A 15,932-nucleotide genomic window follows, 5' to 3' on the forward strand; every position below is an offset into this window, starting at 1 on the left:
TCCGCCCTGTTTCGAACCAGCAACCTCTCTCGGAGACGTCCACATGGCGGGACGCATCACCAAAGCGGATCGCATCTTGGTCACGGGTGCGACAGGAAAGGTCGGCCGGCACCTGGTCGACGAGCTGCTGGCGGCGGGCGTGGCGGTGCGGGCGCTTCTCCGCGACCCTGACAAGGCATGGTTACCGGAAGGCGTCGAGCTTGCCCGCGGAGATCTGAAGGAGCCGGATACGCTCGAGCCTGTGCTGCAGGGGGTGGACGGCGTCTTCCTGTTGTGGCCGTTCTTCGGCTCCGCAGGTGCGTCGGGTGTGGTGGAGGCGATCGCCAGGCACGTGCGGCAGGTGGTGTACCTGTCGTCCATGGGCGTGCGCGATGAGCTCAGCCCTGAACAGAATGGCGTCTGGGGCGAACTGGAGCACCTGATTGTCCAGTCCGGTCTGGAATGGACCTTCCTGCGGGCCGGAGGTTTTGCCGGGAACGCGCTGGAGTGGGCGGCCCAGATCCGCGGCACCGGCGTCGTGCGGCGGCCCTACGGCCGTGCGGTTCGTTCCTCCATCCATGAAGCTGACATTGCGGCCGTTGCAGCGCGGGTTCTGACGGAGCCGGGTCATGCGGGCGCGAAGTACCTCCTGACTGGTCCAGAACAGCTGACCTTCGCCGAGCAGGTGCGAATCATTGGTGAAGCGATCGGTCGGTCCACCCGCTGGGAAGAGATTCCGGCAGACGTCGCAAGGCAGCAGCTGCTGGCTGAATTGGGCGATCCAGACTTTGTGGACGGCGCACTCGCGTACTGGGCGGGCCTGGCCGACCAGCCAGAGCCAGTGACGCATACCGTCGAACAACTCGCCGGAAGGCCGCCCCGCACTTTTCGTGAATGGGCTGCCGATCATGCGGAGGCTTTCACGGCGCGACCGGAAGACCCCGATGGCCACGCGATGGCGAAGTAGTGGATAACGTCACAGACGGAGTTCGCACCCGCGGGCAGGCATGTCGAGGCGATGGCGTTAAACCCTGACGACGCTTTCGGCATCGGTCAACAACCGATACAACACGCATCAAAGCGCGTCTGAGGCGCGTCAAAGGGGACGGAGGTGATTAATGCATCGAATCCCTCCGCCGCGTTGGTCGTCGCAGGTCAGGATGTGGAGAGCACCTCGTAATGCGTCACGGTCGGCTCCCTCTCCAGCAGGTAGTCGTCGTCTTCCGCGTAGTAGCGCGCCTGATCGTAGTCCGGCCCGGCGAAAGCGCGGATGGCATCCAGCGAATCCCAAAGCGTGATGAGCAGGAAATGCGTGATGTCCCCCTCGGTACGACGTAGCGCCTGCACACCGCGATTGCCCGGGGTGGACGCGTAGTCGTTCAAGCCGGTGCGGAGCAGGTACGCGTGATATGCGTCGGCTTTCCCGGTGGGAACGCGGCCGTGCCAGGTTCTCGCAATCATGAAGCCTCCTCGAGCTGTGGCGCGGGGTATGGCACCCGATTCTAGCGTCGTCGGAAAGACCGGACCCTGCCCGCCGACGTCAACCGGCCGCACCAACGAGGCCTCCAGTGCCGACCCTCCGCGCTACCCGATCACTCCCACCGCCGCATCCACTGCATGCGCAGCGGTGCAGCGATTGGCGAGCAGCATCCCGGGGACGTCGAGCGTGCCGCCGCGACTAATGTAGCCCAGCGCCTTTGTCCTCGCCGACCCATCATCGATCCGCCGCAGCAGGCCGAGCATCGGCTCCGGCCGGGTATGGGTCAGCAGCACCCGCGGCAGCCCCGGCGGGAACAGCGCGTGCAGCCGGGCGTCGTCGAGCACGAACTCCTGCTCCAGCTCATCGCGCGGCATCCGCAGCCGCCCGGGTTCGATGATCGCGCTGACACATGCCTCCAGTCCGCGCCCGGCCAGGTGCGCGCGCGCCTTCAGCGCTTCCTCCAGCTGGTAGGCGCCGATGGCGACCAGCTGCACCTGCGCATGTGCCGGGTCGCCGGCCACATGCGCCGCCCCATCGCGCACCAGCGCCTGCGCCGCCTCGGCGTCGAAGCGGTGCGGCACGTCGCGCTTGGAGACGATCAGGCAGGCCAGCTGCCCGCGGCCGGCGTAGACGTCGCGCAATGCGGCGACCGCGGTGTTGCCGTCCACCGGGAACAGCACGCGCGCGGTGTCGGACATTTCGCCCAGCAGGGCTTCGCCGATGGTCGGGTCCTGGTGCGACTGTTCGTTCTTGGAGTTCTCCCAGGTGTGCGAGGTGACGATCAGCGGCACCGGCAGCCAGCCCGGCGGCTGGTCGGCCTCGCGCTGGTGGCGGGCGAAGATGATCTCCTGGCGCATGAGCCCGAGCATCTTCATCGCGAAGGCCTCGTAGCTGACGATCAGGTTCAGCCCGCCCTTGTTGCCGAGCGCGGCGGCGGCCACGGCTTCCTCGTTGAGCGCGGTGATCACCGAGCCGTGCAGGTCCTCGGCCACGCCGGGCTCGGGTTCGTTCACCCGGTGCCGCAGCAGCGCCAGGGTGCCGCCCATCTTGTTGCTGGCCAGTTCGTCGGGATTGCCCACGCGGATGCGCAGGCCGGGGTTGGCGCGCACGCATTCGACGAACCAGTCGTCGAGCGCGCTCATGGCGCTGCCGGTGCTGCCGGGCGCGGCCCATTCCGGTTCGGGCAGGGTGGGTGCGGGCGGGTGTCGGTGTGCCATCGGGTGCGCGCTTTCCGGCGCGCGGCCTTGTGCAGCGTGGGTGGCGAAGGCGGCGAGCGCGGCGTCGAGGTCCGCCGGCGGTACGTGCAGCAGGGCGGCGCTGTCGTTGAACACGGCGCGCGTCTCGGCATCGTGGTGCGGGTTGCCACGCAGCGGCAGGTTGTGCGCGGCGTTGGTGCCGGCACCGGGGAAGCCGAAGCCCTTCTCGGTTTCGGCGATCACGTAGGGCAACGGCGCGGGATAGGTGCGGGCGGGATCGGCGGCGAAGGCACGCAGCGCGTCCTCGCTCTCGACGATGGCGCAGGCGATGGCGGCCGGGTCGCGGCCATCGACGATCACCGGCTCGAATCCGTTGTGGCGCACGTCCTCGGCCAGCCAGTCGGCGCCGCCTTCCTGCACGATCTGGGTGCGCTGCTCGATGCGGCGGCCGTTGAGGATCATCACCGGGATCGCGAAGCCGCTGTCGCTCGAACGCCACCAGCGCGGCGCCCAGTCCGCGCCGCGTTGCTCCTCGAACGCGCCGTCGCTGAGGAAGGCCACCAGCGATTCGCCCGGCAACGGCATGTGCACGTACTGCAGGCCGGCGAAGCCCAGGTAGCCGCCTTCCGACACCGCGCCGGCGGTGTTGGCGCCGGCATGGCTGCCCAGCGGCACGGCGGGGCGGCCGTTGGCGTCGATGGCGTAGGAGTAGAAATCCGCGCACAGCTGCGACAGGCCTTCGGCGCTGCGGTCGTAGCGGCCGCGCTGGTTCGGCGAGACGTCGCCGGTGAGCGCGTTCACCGCCTCGATCGCGGCCACGCAGTGGCCCTGACCCATGATCCAGCCGCGGGTGGTGGCGGTGAGCGCGTTGGCCAGCAGGTAGGCAACGAAGGCCGGCACAATGTTGAGCGCGCCGCCGGTGTGGCCTTCGGGCACGGGCTTGAAGTCTTCGGCCGCCAGCGGTGTGCCTTCCGGATCGAAGCGGCGCGCATAGGTCATGTGCGCGACCACGCTCATCGCCACGCAGGCGATGCGGTCGGCGGCGGCGAACAGGGCCCAGCCCGTGTCGTGGTCGGCGATGCGGCCGTCGGCGACCAGCCGCGCCAGCAGCGCGTCGACCCGCTCGACGGTGGCGACGCGGTGTGCGATCGGGCCATGGCCAGCGAGCCAGCGGGTGCGCGGGGTGTCGGGGTGGTCCATGGGTCTTGCCTCCTTCGGTGTTGCGGATGGGGCATCGCGCGAGCCTGCACGACAGGCACGGCGTCGCCATGCGGCGCTCAGAAGCGCACCTTGTCGAGGATCACGAGCACGGCGACCAGCGCGGCCATCAACACGAAGATCACGCCGCCCCAGGCCATGGCGACGCCGCCGCGGCGGCGCAGCGCCAGGTTCAGCAACGCGACCGCCGCCAGCGGCACAAGCACCAGGGCCAGCAGCAGTGTCCACAGTTCGACTTCGAGCCCGAGCAGCATGGCAGGTGCCTCCGGTCGTGCATGTGATCGCCGCCGCGGGGCACGTGCGGGCGCGTCAGGCCGCCTGTCCGCGCACCACCGCGATGGCGTCGCGCGCCGCGATCCATTCCTCGTTGGTCGGTTCCACGCCGATGCGGACGCGGCTGTCGCCAGTGGAGATGATGGGCGCATGCGCCCGGTTCGCGCCTTGATCCAGCGCAATTCCCAGGAACGCCAGGTCGCGGCAGATGCGCTCGCGCACGAAGGCGTTGTGCTCGCCCACGCCGGCGGTGAACACCAGCAGGTCGAGCCCGCCGAGCACCGCGGCCATGGCGCCGATCTCTCGCACGATGCGGCGCACGTACAGCGCCAGCGCCAGGCGGGCGCGTTCGCCGGGTTCGCCTTCGTCGCCCTCGTGGCGCACGATCACGCGCGGTTCGGACGAGATGCCGGACACGCCGAGCAGGCCGGAGCGGTGGTAGAGCGTCTGCGCCACCTCCTCCAGCGACAACTTCTCGATCTCCATCAGGTACAGCAGCGCGCCGGGGTCGAGCGCGCCGGTGCGGGTGCCCATCATCAGCCCGTCGAGCGCGGAGAAGCCCATGGTGGTGGCGACACTCTGCAGGCCCTGCATCGCGCACAGGCTGGCGCCGCTGCCCAGGTGCGCGACCACCACGCGTCCCTTCGCGAGTTCGCCATGGCGCTCGGGCAAGGCGGTGGCCATGTATTCGTACGACAGGCCGTGGAAGCCGTAGCGGCGCAGACCGCGCTGCCAGGCGTCCCAGGGCAGCGGCAGGAGTTTTTCCACGTCGGGCAGGGTGTGGTGGAAGCCGGTGTCGAAGCAGGCGACCTGCGGCAGTTCCGGGTTCTCGCGCAGCAGGATGTCGATCGCCTCCAGCGCGAAGGGCTGGTGCAGCGGCGCGAGCGGGATGTAACCCTCGAGGTCCTGCAGCACGCCGGCGTCGACGCGCACCGGTTCGAAGTAGCGGCTGCCGCCGTGCACCACGCGATGCGCGACCGCGGCGAGGCGACGGCCGTCCAGCCGCGTGACCACGCCTTCGCGGATACGCTGCAGCGCGGCCAGGTGCGGATGCTCGCCAGCGAGATCCACCGGCGCGGGATCGATGCCGGTCTCGCCGTAGGTCGGCGACGGGCCGCCGATGCCCTGCACCTTGCCGTTCCACGCGGGCTTGCGCGGCAGCGGATCCATGCCGGCATCGAACAGTGCGAACTTGATGCTGGACGAGCCGCAGTTGAGCACCAGCACGAGGTCGCCGCCGATGGCGTCGCGGTCGTCGATCTTCGAACTCATGCCGCAGCCTCCCGCGGCGAACCCGCGATTGCAAGCCGCTGGCCGCGCAGGCGCAGCGCGTTGCCGACCACCGAGGCCGAGCTCAGGCTCATCGCCAGCGCCGCGATCATCGGCGACAGCAGCAAGCCGGTGAATGGATACAGCACGCCCGCCGCGATCGGCACGCCCAGGCCGTTGTAGGCCAGCGCGAACCACAGGTTCTGGCGCATGTTGCGCACGGTGGCCTGCGACAGCGCGCGCGCCGTCGCGATGCCGCGCAGGTCGCCCTTGACCAGGGTGACCTGGGCGCTGTCCATGGCCACGTCGGTGCCGGTGCCCATGGCGATGCCGACATCGGCGCGCGCCAGCGCGGGCGCGTCGTTGATGCCGTCGCCGGCCATCGCCACCACACGCCCTTCCGACTGCAGGCGTTCGATGAGTTTGAGCTTGTCCTCGGGCCGCACCTCGCCGTGCACCTCGTCGATGCCCAGGCGCGCAGCCACGGCGTTGGCCGTGGTCAGGCCATCGCCGGTGGCCATGACGATGCGCAGGCCGGCCGCGTGCAGCGCGGCCAGGGCATCGGGCGTGCTGGCCTTGACCGGATCCGAGACCGACAGCAGCCCGGCCAGCGCGCCGTCGACGGCGAGGAACATCACGCTGGCACCCTCGCCGCGCAACGCCTCGGCACGCGCGGCCAGCGGCGCCGGATCGATCCCGGCCTCGCGCATCAGCGCGGTGTTGCCGAGCGCCAGCGATTGGCCTTCGACGCGGCCGCGCACGCCGATGCCGGAGCTCGATTCGAAATCGTCCACCGGCGCCAGCGCCATGCCGCGCTCGCGCGCGGCGGCGACGATCGCGTCGGCCAGCGGATGCTCGCTGCCCTGGTCGAGGCTGGCGGCCAGGCGCAGCACCTGGTCGGCGTCGAAGCCGTCGGCGGCGTGCGCCTCGCCAAATGCGGGGCGGCCTTCGGTGAGGGTGCCGGTCTTGTCCACCACCAGCGTGTCGACCTCGCGCAGCCGCTCGATCGCCGCGGCATCGCGGAACAGCACGCCGCGAGTGGCGCCGCGCCCGGTGGCGACCATGATCGACATCGGCGTCGCCAGCCCCAGCGCGCAGGGGCAGGCGATGATCAGCACCGAGACCGCGGCGATCAGGCCGAAGACCCACCCCGGTTCCGGACCGAACAGGCCCCAGCCGAAGAATGCGACGACCGCGACCGCAACCACGCCCAGCACGAAGCGCCCGGCGACCACGTCGGCCAGCCGCTGCATCGGCGCCTTGGAGCGCTGCGCCTGCGCCACCATCTGCACGATCTGCGAGAGCAGGGTGGCTGCGCCGACGCGTTCGGCGCGGATCACCAGGGCGCCGGCGGTGTTGAGGGTGGCGCCGATCACGCGGTCGCCCTCGGCCTTGCGCACCGGCAGCGGTTCGCCGGTGAGCATCGATTCGTCGATGCTGCTGCCACCTTCGACCACCACGCCGTCGACCGGCACCTTCTCGCCCGGGCGCACGCGCAGGCGGTCGCCGACGTGCACGTGTTCGAGCGGGATGTCTTCCTCGGTGCCGTCGTCGCGCAGCCGGCGCGCGGTTTTCGGTGCGAGCTGGAGCAGGGAGCGGATCGCGGCGGAGGTCTGCGCGCGCGCTTTCAGTTCCAGCAGCTGGCCCAGCAGGGTGAGCGAGATGATCACCGCCGCGGCCTCGAAGTACACCGACACGCGCCCCATCGACGCGAACGCGGCCGGGAACACGCCCGGCGCCACCGTGGCGACCACGCTGTAGAGATACGCCGCGCCCACGCCGAGCGAGATCAGCGTCCACATGTTCGGGCTGCGGTTGCGGATCGACTGCCAGCCGCGCATGAAGAACGGCGCGCCGGCCCACAGCACCACCGGCGTGGCCAGCACCAGTTCGATCCAGCTTTGCGTGGCCATGCCGAACAGGTGCAGCCGGTGGCCGAACATGCCCAGCACGAACACCACGGCGGTCAGCGGCAGGGTCCACCAGAAGCGGCGCGAGAAATCGCGCAGCTCGGGGTTGTCGTCTTCCTCCAGACTCGGCATCTCGGGCTCGAGCGCCATGCCGCACTTCGGACAGGTGCCGGGGTGGTCCTGGCGTATCTCCGGGTGCATCGGGCAGGTGTACATCGTGCCTGCGGGAAGCGATTCGGGGGGCGATTGCGGCGCGCCGGCATGACTGGCATGACTGGCGGGGCTGCCGTGGTTGCCGCAGCACGATGTGGGTGCGGTGGCCTCGGCGTAGCGGGCGGGATCGGTGGCGAACTTCCCGGCGCAGCGCGCGGAGCAGAAGCGCCAGGTGCGGCCGGCATGTTCGACGCGGTGCGGGGAGTCGGGCTTGACCGTCATGCCGCAGACCGGGTCGCGGTCGTTCGCGGGCTCGTCGGGTTTGTCAGCGCGGTCCTCGTAACGGGAAGGATCGGCGGCGAACTTCGATGCGCAGCCGGCGCTGCAGAAGCGCCAGGTGCGGCCGTCGTGTTCGAGGCGGTGCGGGGAGTCGGGCTTGACCGTCATGCCGCAGACGGGGTCGCGGTCGTTCGCGGGTTCGTCGGGTTTGTCCGCGCGGCCCTCGTAACGGGAAGGATCGGCGGCGAACTTCGATGCGCAGCCGGCGCTGCAGAAGTGCCAGGTGCGGCTGTCGTGTTCGACGCGGTGCGGCGAGTCTGCGCTAACCGCCATGCCGCAGACGGGGTCGCGCAGGGCGGTCGCTGGCGTCGGTTCGTGTGGCGCTTGCGGGTGCAGGGGGGTCATTGGGCGTCCTCCCCGGCCAGCGCATTGAGGATCGGGCAGGCCTCGGCGCGGCCGTGGCCCGGGCACGCGGCGACCAGGGTCCTGAGGCCGTCGCGCATGCGTTCGAGTTCGGCGATGCGGGCCTCGACGTCAGCCAGCCGGCGCTGCGCGGCGCGCTTGACGGCGGCGACGTCGCTCGACGTTGTCATCTCGACCGCAGGGAGAGATCTTCGGGCCCGGGCGGGGATCTCTCCCTTCGGTCGAGATGACAGCTGGGAGCCCGGAGATGCCGGCGGGATATCCGGTGACGACGGGGCGGCGCAGCCTTCGCCCAGCGACAGCAGTTCGCGGATGTCTTCCAGCGAGAACCCGAGCGCCTTGGCGCGGCGGATGAAACGCAGCCGCTTCACCTCGGCGCTGCCGTAGCGCCGGTAGCCCGAGGCCAGGCGGCCGGCGGGCGCGAGCAGCGCGCTGCGCTCGTAATAGCGCACGGTGTCGATGGCGACGCCGGCCTGCTGGGCGAGTTGGCCGATGCTCATGCTGGACATGGGCGGTCTCCGGTGGGGAGGACGGCCAGTCTGCACCCTGGACCCGGGTCCAGAGTCAAGGCCGCGTCAGGAGGTAGCCCGGATAAGCGAAGCGCATCCGGGGTCGCGCAGGGTTTCCCGGATGCGCTTCGCTTATCCGGGCTACGGGGCCGTTCCTTCTCCCGCTTGCGGGACATTGCGCCCTTCACGGGTGGAAGGTGCCGAAAGGCGGATGTGGGCGCGCCGCAGGCGCGGGTGCTTGTGTCGGTACGGTCCCGGATGCGCTTCGCTTATCCGGGCTACGGCGGGGACGGGAGTCAGGGGGGGGCGGTGCGGTAGCGGTGGGCGAGCATCAGGGCGATGGCGCACGAGGCCATGCGCGCTTCGCGGGGGTCGGCGCGACTGGTGAGGACGACCGGCACCTTCGCGCCGAGCACGATGCCGGCGCTGGCGGCGTCGCCCATGAACATCACCTGCTTGGCCAGCATGTTGCCGCTTTCCAGGTCCGGCACCACCAGGATGTCGGCCTGGCCGGCGACCTCGGAGACGATGCCCTTGGTGCGCGCGGCGGCGATCGAGACCGCGTTGTCGAAGGCCAGCGGGCCGTCGAGCACGGCGCCCTCGATCTGGCCGCGGTCGGCCATCTTGCACAGCGCTGCGGCGTCGAGCGTGGCCGGCATCGACGGCGTCACCGTCTCCACCGCCGCGAGGATCGCGACCTTCGGCAGTTCCACACCGATCACGTGCGCCAGATCGATCGCATTGCGGACGATGTCGGCCTTCTGCGCCAGGTCCGGCGCGAGGTTGATCGCGGCATCGGTGACGATGAACGGCCGCGGGTAGTGCGGAGTCTGCAGCACGAAGCAGTGGCTGACGCGGCGCTTGGTGCGCAGCCCGGTGGCCGAGGCCACCACCGCGCCCATCAGCTCGTCTGTGTGCAGGCTGCCCTTCATCAGCGCCTCGACCTTGCCTGCGCGCGCGAGTTCCACCGCGCGCGCGGCGGCGGCGTGGCTGTGCGGCGCGTCCTCGATCTCCAGTCCGGCAAGGTCGACGCCGGCCTCGGCCGCGGCAGCCTCGATCCGGGCGCGCGGGCCCACCAGCACCGGCACGATCAGGCCGGCATCGCGCGCATCGAGCGCGCCCGACAGGCTCAGCGCATCGCAGGGATGCACCACCGCCACCCGGATCGCCTCGAGCGGCGCGACATGCGCCAGCAGCCGCGCCAGGCCATCGTTGCCCGCGGCATCGAGCCGGATCTCCGGCAGCGCGGTGCGCGGGCGTTCGATGCGCACGTCGGGCGCGATCACCTCGGCCTCGCCCTCGATCGCGATCGTGCCGTCCGGGCGGGTGCAGGCGCAGGCCAGGACGACGCCGCGGGTCGCGGGATCCAGCGCCGTGACCGTGACCTGGATGGCCAACTGCTCGCCGGGCTTCAGCGGCGCGAGGAAACGCAGGTCCTGCCGGCGGTGGATCGTGCCCGGGCCGGGCAGGCGCGTGCCCAGCAACGCCGCGATCATCGCCCCGCCCCACATGCCGTGCGCGATCACCGCGCTGGCGCCATTCGCGGCGGCGGGCGCGTCGACCGGGGGCTGCGGGCCGGCGTCGCCCGACAACACCGCGAACAGCGCGACGTCGTCCGCGGTGAGCGTGCGCTCGATGCGCGCGGTCTGCCCGACCGCGAGTTCGTCGAAGGTGCGGTTGCGCAGGATGCGCAGGTCGTCGTCCGTCATGTCGCTCGCTCGTCTGCGGGCACCGGGCCCAGTTCCTCGAACACGCCGATCCGGCGCAGCAGCGCCTTCTCCACTTCCAGCAGGCCCATCAGCGCCGCACCGGAGGCCACGATCACGATACCCTCGAACAGCGGCAGCGGCCGGCTGCCGAACAGCACGTGCATCCACGGCAGGTAGGTGAAGGCGAGCTGCGCCAGCACCACCGCCACGATCGCCCACAGCACCGCCGGCGTGCCGCGCAGCCCGCGCAGCGAGAACGAGGTGCCGTGCAGGTAGCGCACGCTGAACAGGTAGAAGATCTCCATCACGCAGAACATGTTGACCACCATCGTGCGCGTGGTGGCGACGTCGTGCCCGCGGCCCTGTGCCCAGGCGAAGATGCCGAACGCGCCGACGCTGAACAGGATCGACACCAGCACGATCCGCCACAGCATGAACGCCGACACCAGCGGCGCGTCGCGACGGCGCGGCGGGCGCGCCATCAGCCCGGATTCGGGCGGCTCGAACGCGAGCGCGAGGCCGAGGGTGATCGCCAGCACCATGTTGATCCACAGGATCTGCGGCGGCGTCATCGGCAGCACCCAGCCGAACACGATCGCCAGGATCACCGCCAGCGCCTCGCCGCCGTTGGTGGGCAGCGTGAAGGCGATGACCTTGCGGATGTTGTCGTAGACCGCGCGCCCCTCGTGCACCGCGGCCGCGATCGAGGCGAAGTTGTCGTCGGCCAGGACCATGCCGCTGGCCTCCTTCGCCGCCTCGGTGCCCTTGCGGCCCATCGCCACGCCGATGTCGGCCTGCTTGAGCGAAGGCGCGTCGTTGACCCCGTCGCCGGTCATCGCCACGGTGTGGCCGCGCGACTGCAGCGCGCGCACGATCCGCAGCTTGTGCTCGGGCGTGGTGCGGGCGAACACGCTGGCGCGCCCGGCCAGTTCGGGCAGTTCGGCGTCCGTGACGCCCTCGAGCTCCTGCCCGGTGACCACGCGCACGTCGTCGGCCAGGCGCAGCTGCTCGGCGATCGCGGCGGCGGTGGCGGCGTGGTCGCCGGTGATCATCTTCACCGCGATGCCGGCGGCGCGGCAGTCGGCGACCGCGCGGATCGCCTCCTCGCGCGGCGGGTCGATGAAACCGACCAGGCCGGCGAACACCAGTTCGCCGATGTCGTCGAGCACGAAGCGCTCGGGCACGCGTTCGAGCCGGCGCCAGGCGAAGCCGAGCACGCGCTGGCCCTCGCCGCCGGCGGCATCGATCGACTGCTGCCAGAACGCGGCATCCAGCGGCCCGGCGCCGCCGTCGCGGCCGGCCTGCGCCGTGCACAGCGCCAGCACCTGCTCCGGTGCGCCCTTCACGCACACCAGCGCGCCGGCGCCTTCGGCGTCGGCGTGCAGCGTGGCCATGAAGCGGTGCGCGGCGTCGAACGGCACCTCGTCCAGCCGCGGGTGCGCGTTGCGCATCGCCGCGCCGTCGAACCCGGCCTTGCCGGCCAGCGCCAGCAGCGCCGCCTCCATCGGATCGCCGTCGATCCGCCAGTGGCCGTCGCCGTCGGCATGCAGTTGCGCGTCGTTGCACAGCAGGCCGATCCGCGCCACGCGCTGCGCCGTGGCCAGTGCGGCATCGCCGCCGTCGCGGGCCACGAGCACGCCGGTCGGCGCGTAGCCGCCGCCCTGGGCCTCCACCCGCCCGGCGACGGTGGCGATGCTGCGCGCGGTCATCTCGTTGCGTGTGAGCGTGCCGGTCTTGTCCGAACAGATCACGGTGGTCGCGCCCAGCGTCTCCACCGCCGGCAGCCGGCGCACGATCGCGTTGCGCGCGGCCATGCGGCGCACGCCGATGGCCAGGGTGATGGTGATCACCGCGGGCAGGCCTTCGGGGATGGCGCCGACGGCGAGCGCGACCACGATCATCAGCGCATCGAGCCAGCCGTAGCCGCGCACGAGCACCGCGAACAGCAGCAGCGCGGCGGAGGCGACCAGCGCGACCGTGGTGAACACCTTGCCGAAGCGCGCGATCTGCTGCAGCAGCGGCGTGGTCAGCGACTCGACCTCGCCGAGCAGGGTGCCGATGCGGCCGATCTGGGTCTGCGGGCCGGTGGCCACCACCAAGGCGGTGGCCTGTCCCGCCGCCACCAGGGTGCCCGAGTACAGCATCGAGGTGCGGCTGCCGAGGTCGGCGCCGGTGGCGACCGGTTCGACCGACTTCTCGATCGGCACCGATTCGCCGGTGAGCACCGATTCGTCCACGCGCAGGCCGCGTCCGCGCAGCAGGCGGGCATCGGCGGCGATGCGGTCGCCGGCTTCCAGCAACAGCACGTCGCCCGGCACCAGGGTTTCCACCGCCACCTGCTCGCGGGCACCGCCGCGCAGCACCCGCGCCGATGGCGCCAGCATCGAGCGCAGTGCCGACAGCGCCTGCTCGGCGCGTCCTTCCTGCACGAAGCCGACGATGGCGTTGACCAGCACCACCGCGGCGATCACGCCCGCATCGACGTAGTGCGCCAGCACCGCCGCGACCACCGCCGCGGCGAGCAGGAACAGGATCAGCGGATCGTCGAGCTGGCGCAGAAGGCGCCGCCAGCCGGGTGTGCGCTGCGGCGGTGGCAATGCGTTCGGGCCATGCGCCTGCAGCCGGCGCGCGGCGATGTCGGGCGCCAGCCCCCCCGGATCGGCCTCGAGTTGTCGCAGGACCTCGACCGCGTCGATCGCGTGCCACAGCGTGGCGGGCTGCGCCAGCGCCGGGGCCGCGCTCGTCGCGGGATCAGCCACCACGCCTGCGTGCGCCCTTCTTCGCTGGCGCGGGCTTGCGGGCGGCGGTCTTCTTCGCGGCGGGCTTGCCGGCTGCGGTCTTGCGGGCGGCCGGTGACTTCGCGGCTGCCTTCGCCGCCCGCTTCGCCACCGGTTTCCTGGTAGCCGGGACCGTTGCGGCAGGCTTCGCCGCGGCCTCGCCGGCCTGCGCCCTGCGTGCCGCCGAGGTCCGGGCCGGAGACGGCGTCAGGGTCGCCAGGCCCGCCTCCCAGTTCGAGACGAGTCCGTCCCAGGCCTGCGCGAGGTCGGGCACCGCGCCCACGGAGACCCCCGCGCCGGACCACGCCCGCGTGAGTTGCGCCTGCCAGTCCTGCAGCGCCTCGACCACGCCACGGACGAAGCCGTCCTGCACGCGCAGCGCCAGCTGGTTGATCGCCTGGTTGTCGCCGACGCGTTGCTCGGCCTGGCGCCAGAACGCCTCCACCGGCAGCGCCGACAGCCCCTGCCAGTCGCCGCCGCGCAGCAGCTTGCGGAACTCGGCATCGAGCTCGGCGGCGCCTTCGCCGGCCGCGCGGGTGCCCAGTTCCATCCATTCGCGCCCACTGTCCTGGAGCAGGCGGCCAAGCCGCAGCTGCAGATCGAGATTGGCTTTCCACAGCTGCATCGGCAGATCGGAGGCATTGCCCATGTCGTCACCTCGTGCGTCGGGAGATCGGAGGGTGGTCGCAGGTCGCGCCTGCGGTATGCGCATCCGCACGCGGCGCAACGTACTCGTTCAAGCGCCGTGCCGGTGCGAGGATCGCGCTCGCCGCGCCCGACCGCATTGACCCGGATCAACGCGGCGCGCGGTGCACGCCGGCCCATCATAGGCGTGGCATGTTGCCGCAGCGTGTTTCCTGGCGCCGGCGTGTTGAAGCATGCCCGCCGCCGGTGCTAGCGTCCGGGCACTTGTACAAGGCTCGCCATCGATGAACCCCCGCCTGACCGCCGCCCTCGTGCTGCTGTGCCTTCCGCTCGCGGCTTGCCAGCGCGACCCGTCCCCCGTCGACGCGGCACCGTCCCCGGCCTCGCCCGCGGAAAGCGCTGCGGCCCCGGCCACCCCGCCGCCGCCCAACGACACCCCCGCCGGCCAGCGCATCGAGGCAGACGTGCGCGCGCTGGCGGACGACGCGATGGAAGGTCGCGAGACCGGCACCCCCGGCTTCGATCGCGCCGCGGAGTACGTGGCCGGGCGCTATGCGGAGATCGGCCTGACGCCCGCCGGCGACGACGGCACGTTCTTCCAGCCGGTGCCGCTGCTGCGGGCGACCGTGCTCGACGACGGCGCGAGCCTGGAGATCGTGCGCGGCGGCAGGCGGACCGGGCTGGAGTATCGCGGCCAGTTCCTGCCGATGCCCAACCACAACGCGCCCGAGGCCACGCTCGAAGCCCCGGCGGCCTTCGTGGGCCAGGCGGTGCATGCACCGGAGCTCGGACACGATGATTTCGCCGGGGTCGACCTGCGCGGCGCGATCGCGGTGATGTTCGGCGGCGCGCCAGCCAGCTTCGGGAACACGCACCGCGCCTTCCATTCGTCCATGCGCGAGAAGCTGCGCAACGTGGTGGAGCGCGGCGCGGTCGGCGTGGTCTACGTCAACACCGCCGACGACGAGGTGCGCCATCCCTGGGCGCGCGCGGTGCAGAACGCGGGCAAGCCTTCGATGCGGCTGCGCGACGCCGGGGGTCGTGGCATCGACACCTGGCCGCAACTGCAGGCCGGCGCGGTGGTCAGCGCCGCGGCGGCGGATGAACTGTTCGCCGGCGGCGACCGCACCGCGGCGCAACTGTTCGACGCCGCGCGCGAGGGCACGCTGAAGGGCTTCGCGCTGCCGGGGACGCTGCGGCTGGCCGGACGCACGAAGATCGAACCGCTGGACTCGCGCAACGTGGTGGCGCGCATCGCCGGCAGCGATCCCACGCTGGCATCGGAGCACGTGGTGTACACCGCGCACCTGGACCACATCGGCATCGGCGCGGAGGTCGACGGCGACGGCATCCATAACGGTGCGATCGACAACGCGCTGGGCGTGGCGATCCTGCTCGAGGCCGCGCGCGAGCTCGCGGCCGGCCCGGCGCCGAAGCGCTCGATGGTCTTCGTCGCGCTGACCGCGGAGGAGAAGGGGCTGCTGGGCGCGGAATGGTTCGCGCGCGAGCCGTCGGTCGACGGCGCGCTGGTCGCCAACATCAACATGGACATGCCGATGCTGACCGCGCCGACCACCGACGTGGTGCCGGTCGGCGTCGAGCATTCGTCCCTGAGGGACGCGCTGGACACCGCGGCGAAGGACGTGGGCGTGGCGCTCTCGCCCGATCCGTTCCCCGAGGAAACCGTGTTCGTGCGCAGCGACCAGTACGCCTTCGTGCGCGCCGGCGTGCCGGCGGTGTACCTGATGGGCGGCGTGGTCGGCGCGCGTCCCGACCAGGACCCGAAGCTGGCCGCCACCTGGTTCCTGCGCAACTGCTACCACCAGCCCTGCGACGAGGTCGACCTGCCGATCCAGTACGGCGACGCCGCGCGCCTGGCCACGCTCAACGCGCGCATCGGCCGGATCGTCGGCGACGCGGCGCAGCGACCGCGCTGGAACGACGGCGACTTCTTCGGTGAGCGGTTCGGGCGGGCGAACCGGTAGTCAAACCCCGTGCGGTGGGTCGGAGGCCGGAACGGACGGCCCGACGCGACCTGAGCCGCCCTCACCCCTGCCCCTCTCCCGTCGAACGGGAGAGGGAGGTCGCTCCCGAGTCCCCCGCGAACGGAAG

The 15,932-nt window shown here is 71.5% G+C and carries 11 protein-coding genes; 2 read left to right on the top strand and 9 right to left on the bottom strand.

All coding sequences use genetic code 11. From position 1 onward, the window contains the following. The first annotated feature begins 43 nt into the window (after positions 1–43). The gene (locus FZO89_RS09305) at positions 44–946 is read left to right on the top strand and encodes an SDR family oxidoreductase (protein WP_149102988.1); all 903 of its coding nucleotides are present in this window, start codon (positions 44–46) and stop codon (positions 944–946) included. A gap of 188 nt (positions 947–1,134) precedes the next feature. Here FZO89_RS09305 and FZO89_RS09310 read toward each other — a convergent pair whose 3' ends face one another. The 9 genes from FZO89_RS09310 to FZO89_RS09350 all read right to left on the bottom strand — a co-directional run bounded on the left by FZO89_RS09310 (position 1,135) and on the right by FZO89_RS09350 (position 13,824). Further along, positions 1,135–1,440 (bottom strand): antibiotic biosynthesis monooxygenase family protein, encoded by a 306-nt coding sequence (locus FZO89_RS09310; protein ID WP_149102989.1) that lies wholly within the window; start codon positions 1,438–1,440, stop codon positions 1,135–1,137. A 123-nt stretch (positions 1,441–1,563) separates the two neighbouring features. Continuing rightward, entirely contained in the window at positions 1,564–3,855 is a 2,292-nt protein-coding gene (locus FZO89_RS09315; RefSeq protein ID WP_149102990.1) for a phosphoketolase family protein, read from the bottom strand. 77 nt (positions 3,856–3,932) lie between these two features. Next, positions 3,933–4,127 carry a hypothetical protein gene (locus tag FZO89_RS09320; protein ID WP_149102991.1) on the bottom strand — a complete coding sequence of 65 codons (195 nt, stop codon included), beginning with the start codon at positions 4,125–4,127 and terminating at the stop codon, positions 3,933–3,935. Positions 4,128–4,182: 55 nt separating this feature from the next. Then, a complete protein-coding gene (locus tag FZO89_RS09325) occupies positions 4,183–5,418 on the bottom strand; it encodes an acetate/propionate family kinase (RefSeq protein WP_149102992.1) in 1,236 nt (411 codons plus the stop codon). Next, positions 5,415–8,162 (bottom strand): heavy metal translocating P-type ATPase, encoded by a 2,748-nt coding sequence (locus tag FZO89_RS09330; protein WP_222928104.1) that lies wholly within the window; start codon positions 8,160–8,162, stop codon positions 5,415–5,417. The genes FZO89_RS09325 and FZO89_RS09330 overlap by 4 nt, the downstream gene beginning before the upstream one ends. Then, positions 8,159–8,680, bottom strand: coding sequence for a heavy metal-responsive transcriptional regulator (locus FZO89_RS18835; protein ID WP_425480464.1), 522 nt, complete (start codon positions 8,678–8,680; stop codon positions 8,159–8,161). Before FZO89_RS18835 ends, FZO89_RS09330 begins: the two co-directional genes overlap by 4 nt. 305 nt (positions 8,681–8,985) lie before the next feature. Beyond that, a complete protein-coding gene (locus FZO89_RS09340) occupies positions 8,986–10,398 on the bottom strand; it encodes a bifunctional enoyl-CoA hydratase/phosphate acetyltransferase (RefSeq protein ID WP_149102994.1) in 1,413 nt (470 codons plus the stop codon). After that, the gene (locus tag FZO89_RS09345) at positions 10,395–13,157 is read right to left on the bottom strand and encodes a cation-translocating P-type ATPase (protein WP_222928105.1); all 2,763 of its coding nucleotides are present in this window, start codon (positions 13,155–13,157) and stop codon (positions 10,395–10,397) included. Before FZO89_RS09345 ends, FZO89_RS09340 begins: the two co-directional genes overlap by 4 nt. Then, on the bottom strand, positions 13,150–13,824 hold the full coding sequence (locus FZO89_RS09350; RefSeq protein WP_149102995.1) for a hypothetical protein: 675 nt from the start codon (positions 13,822–13,824) through the stop codon (positions 13,150–13,152). The genes FZO89_RS09345 and FZO89_RS09350 overlap by 8 nt, the downstream gene beginning before the upstream one ends. A 280-nt stretch (positions 13,825–14,104) precedes the next feature. Between FZO89_RS09350 and FZO89_RS09355 the strand changes: the two genes are divergently transcribed. Then, the gene (locus FZO89_RS09355; protein WP_187471107.1) at positions 14,105–15,805 is read left to right on the top strand and encodes a M28 family metallopeptidase; all 1,701 of its coding nucleotides are present in this window, start codon (positions 14,105–14,107) and stop codon (positions 15,803–15,805) included. The last annotated feature ends 127 nt before the right edge of the window (positions 15,806–15,932 follow it).

The organism is Luteimonas viscosa, assembly GCF_008244685.1.
GTDB classification, from domain to species: Bacteria; Pseudomonadota; Gammaproteobacteria; order Xanthomonadales; family Xanthomonadaceae; genus Luteimonas; species Luteimonas viscosa.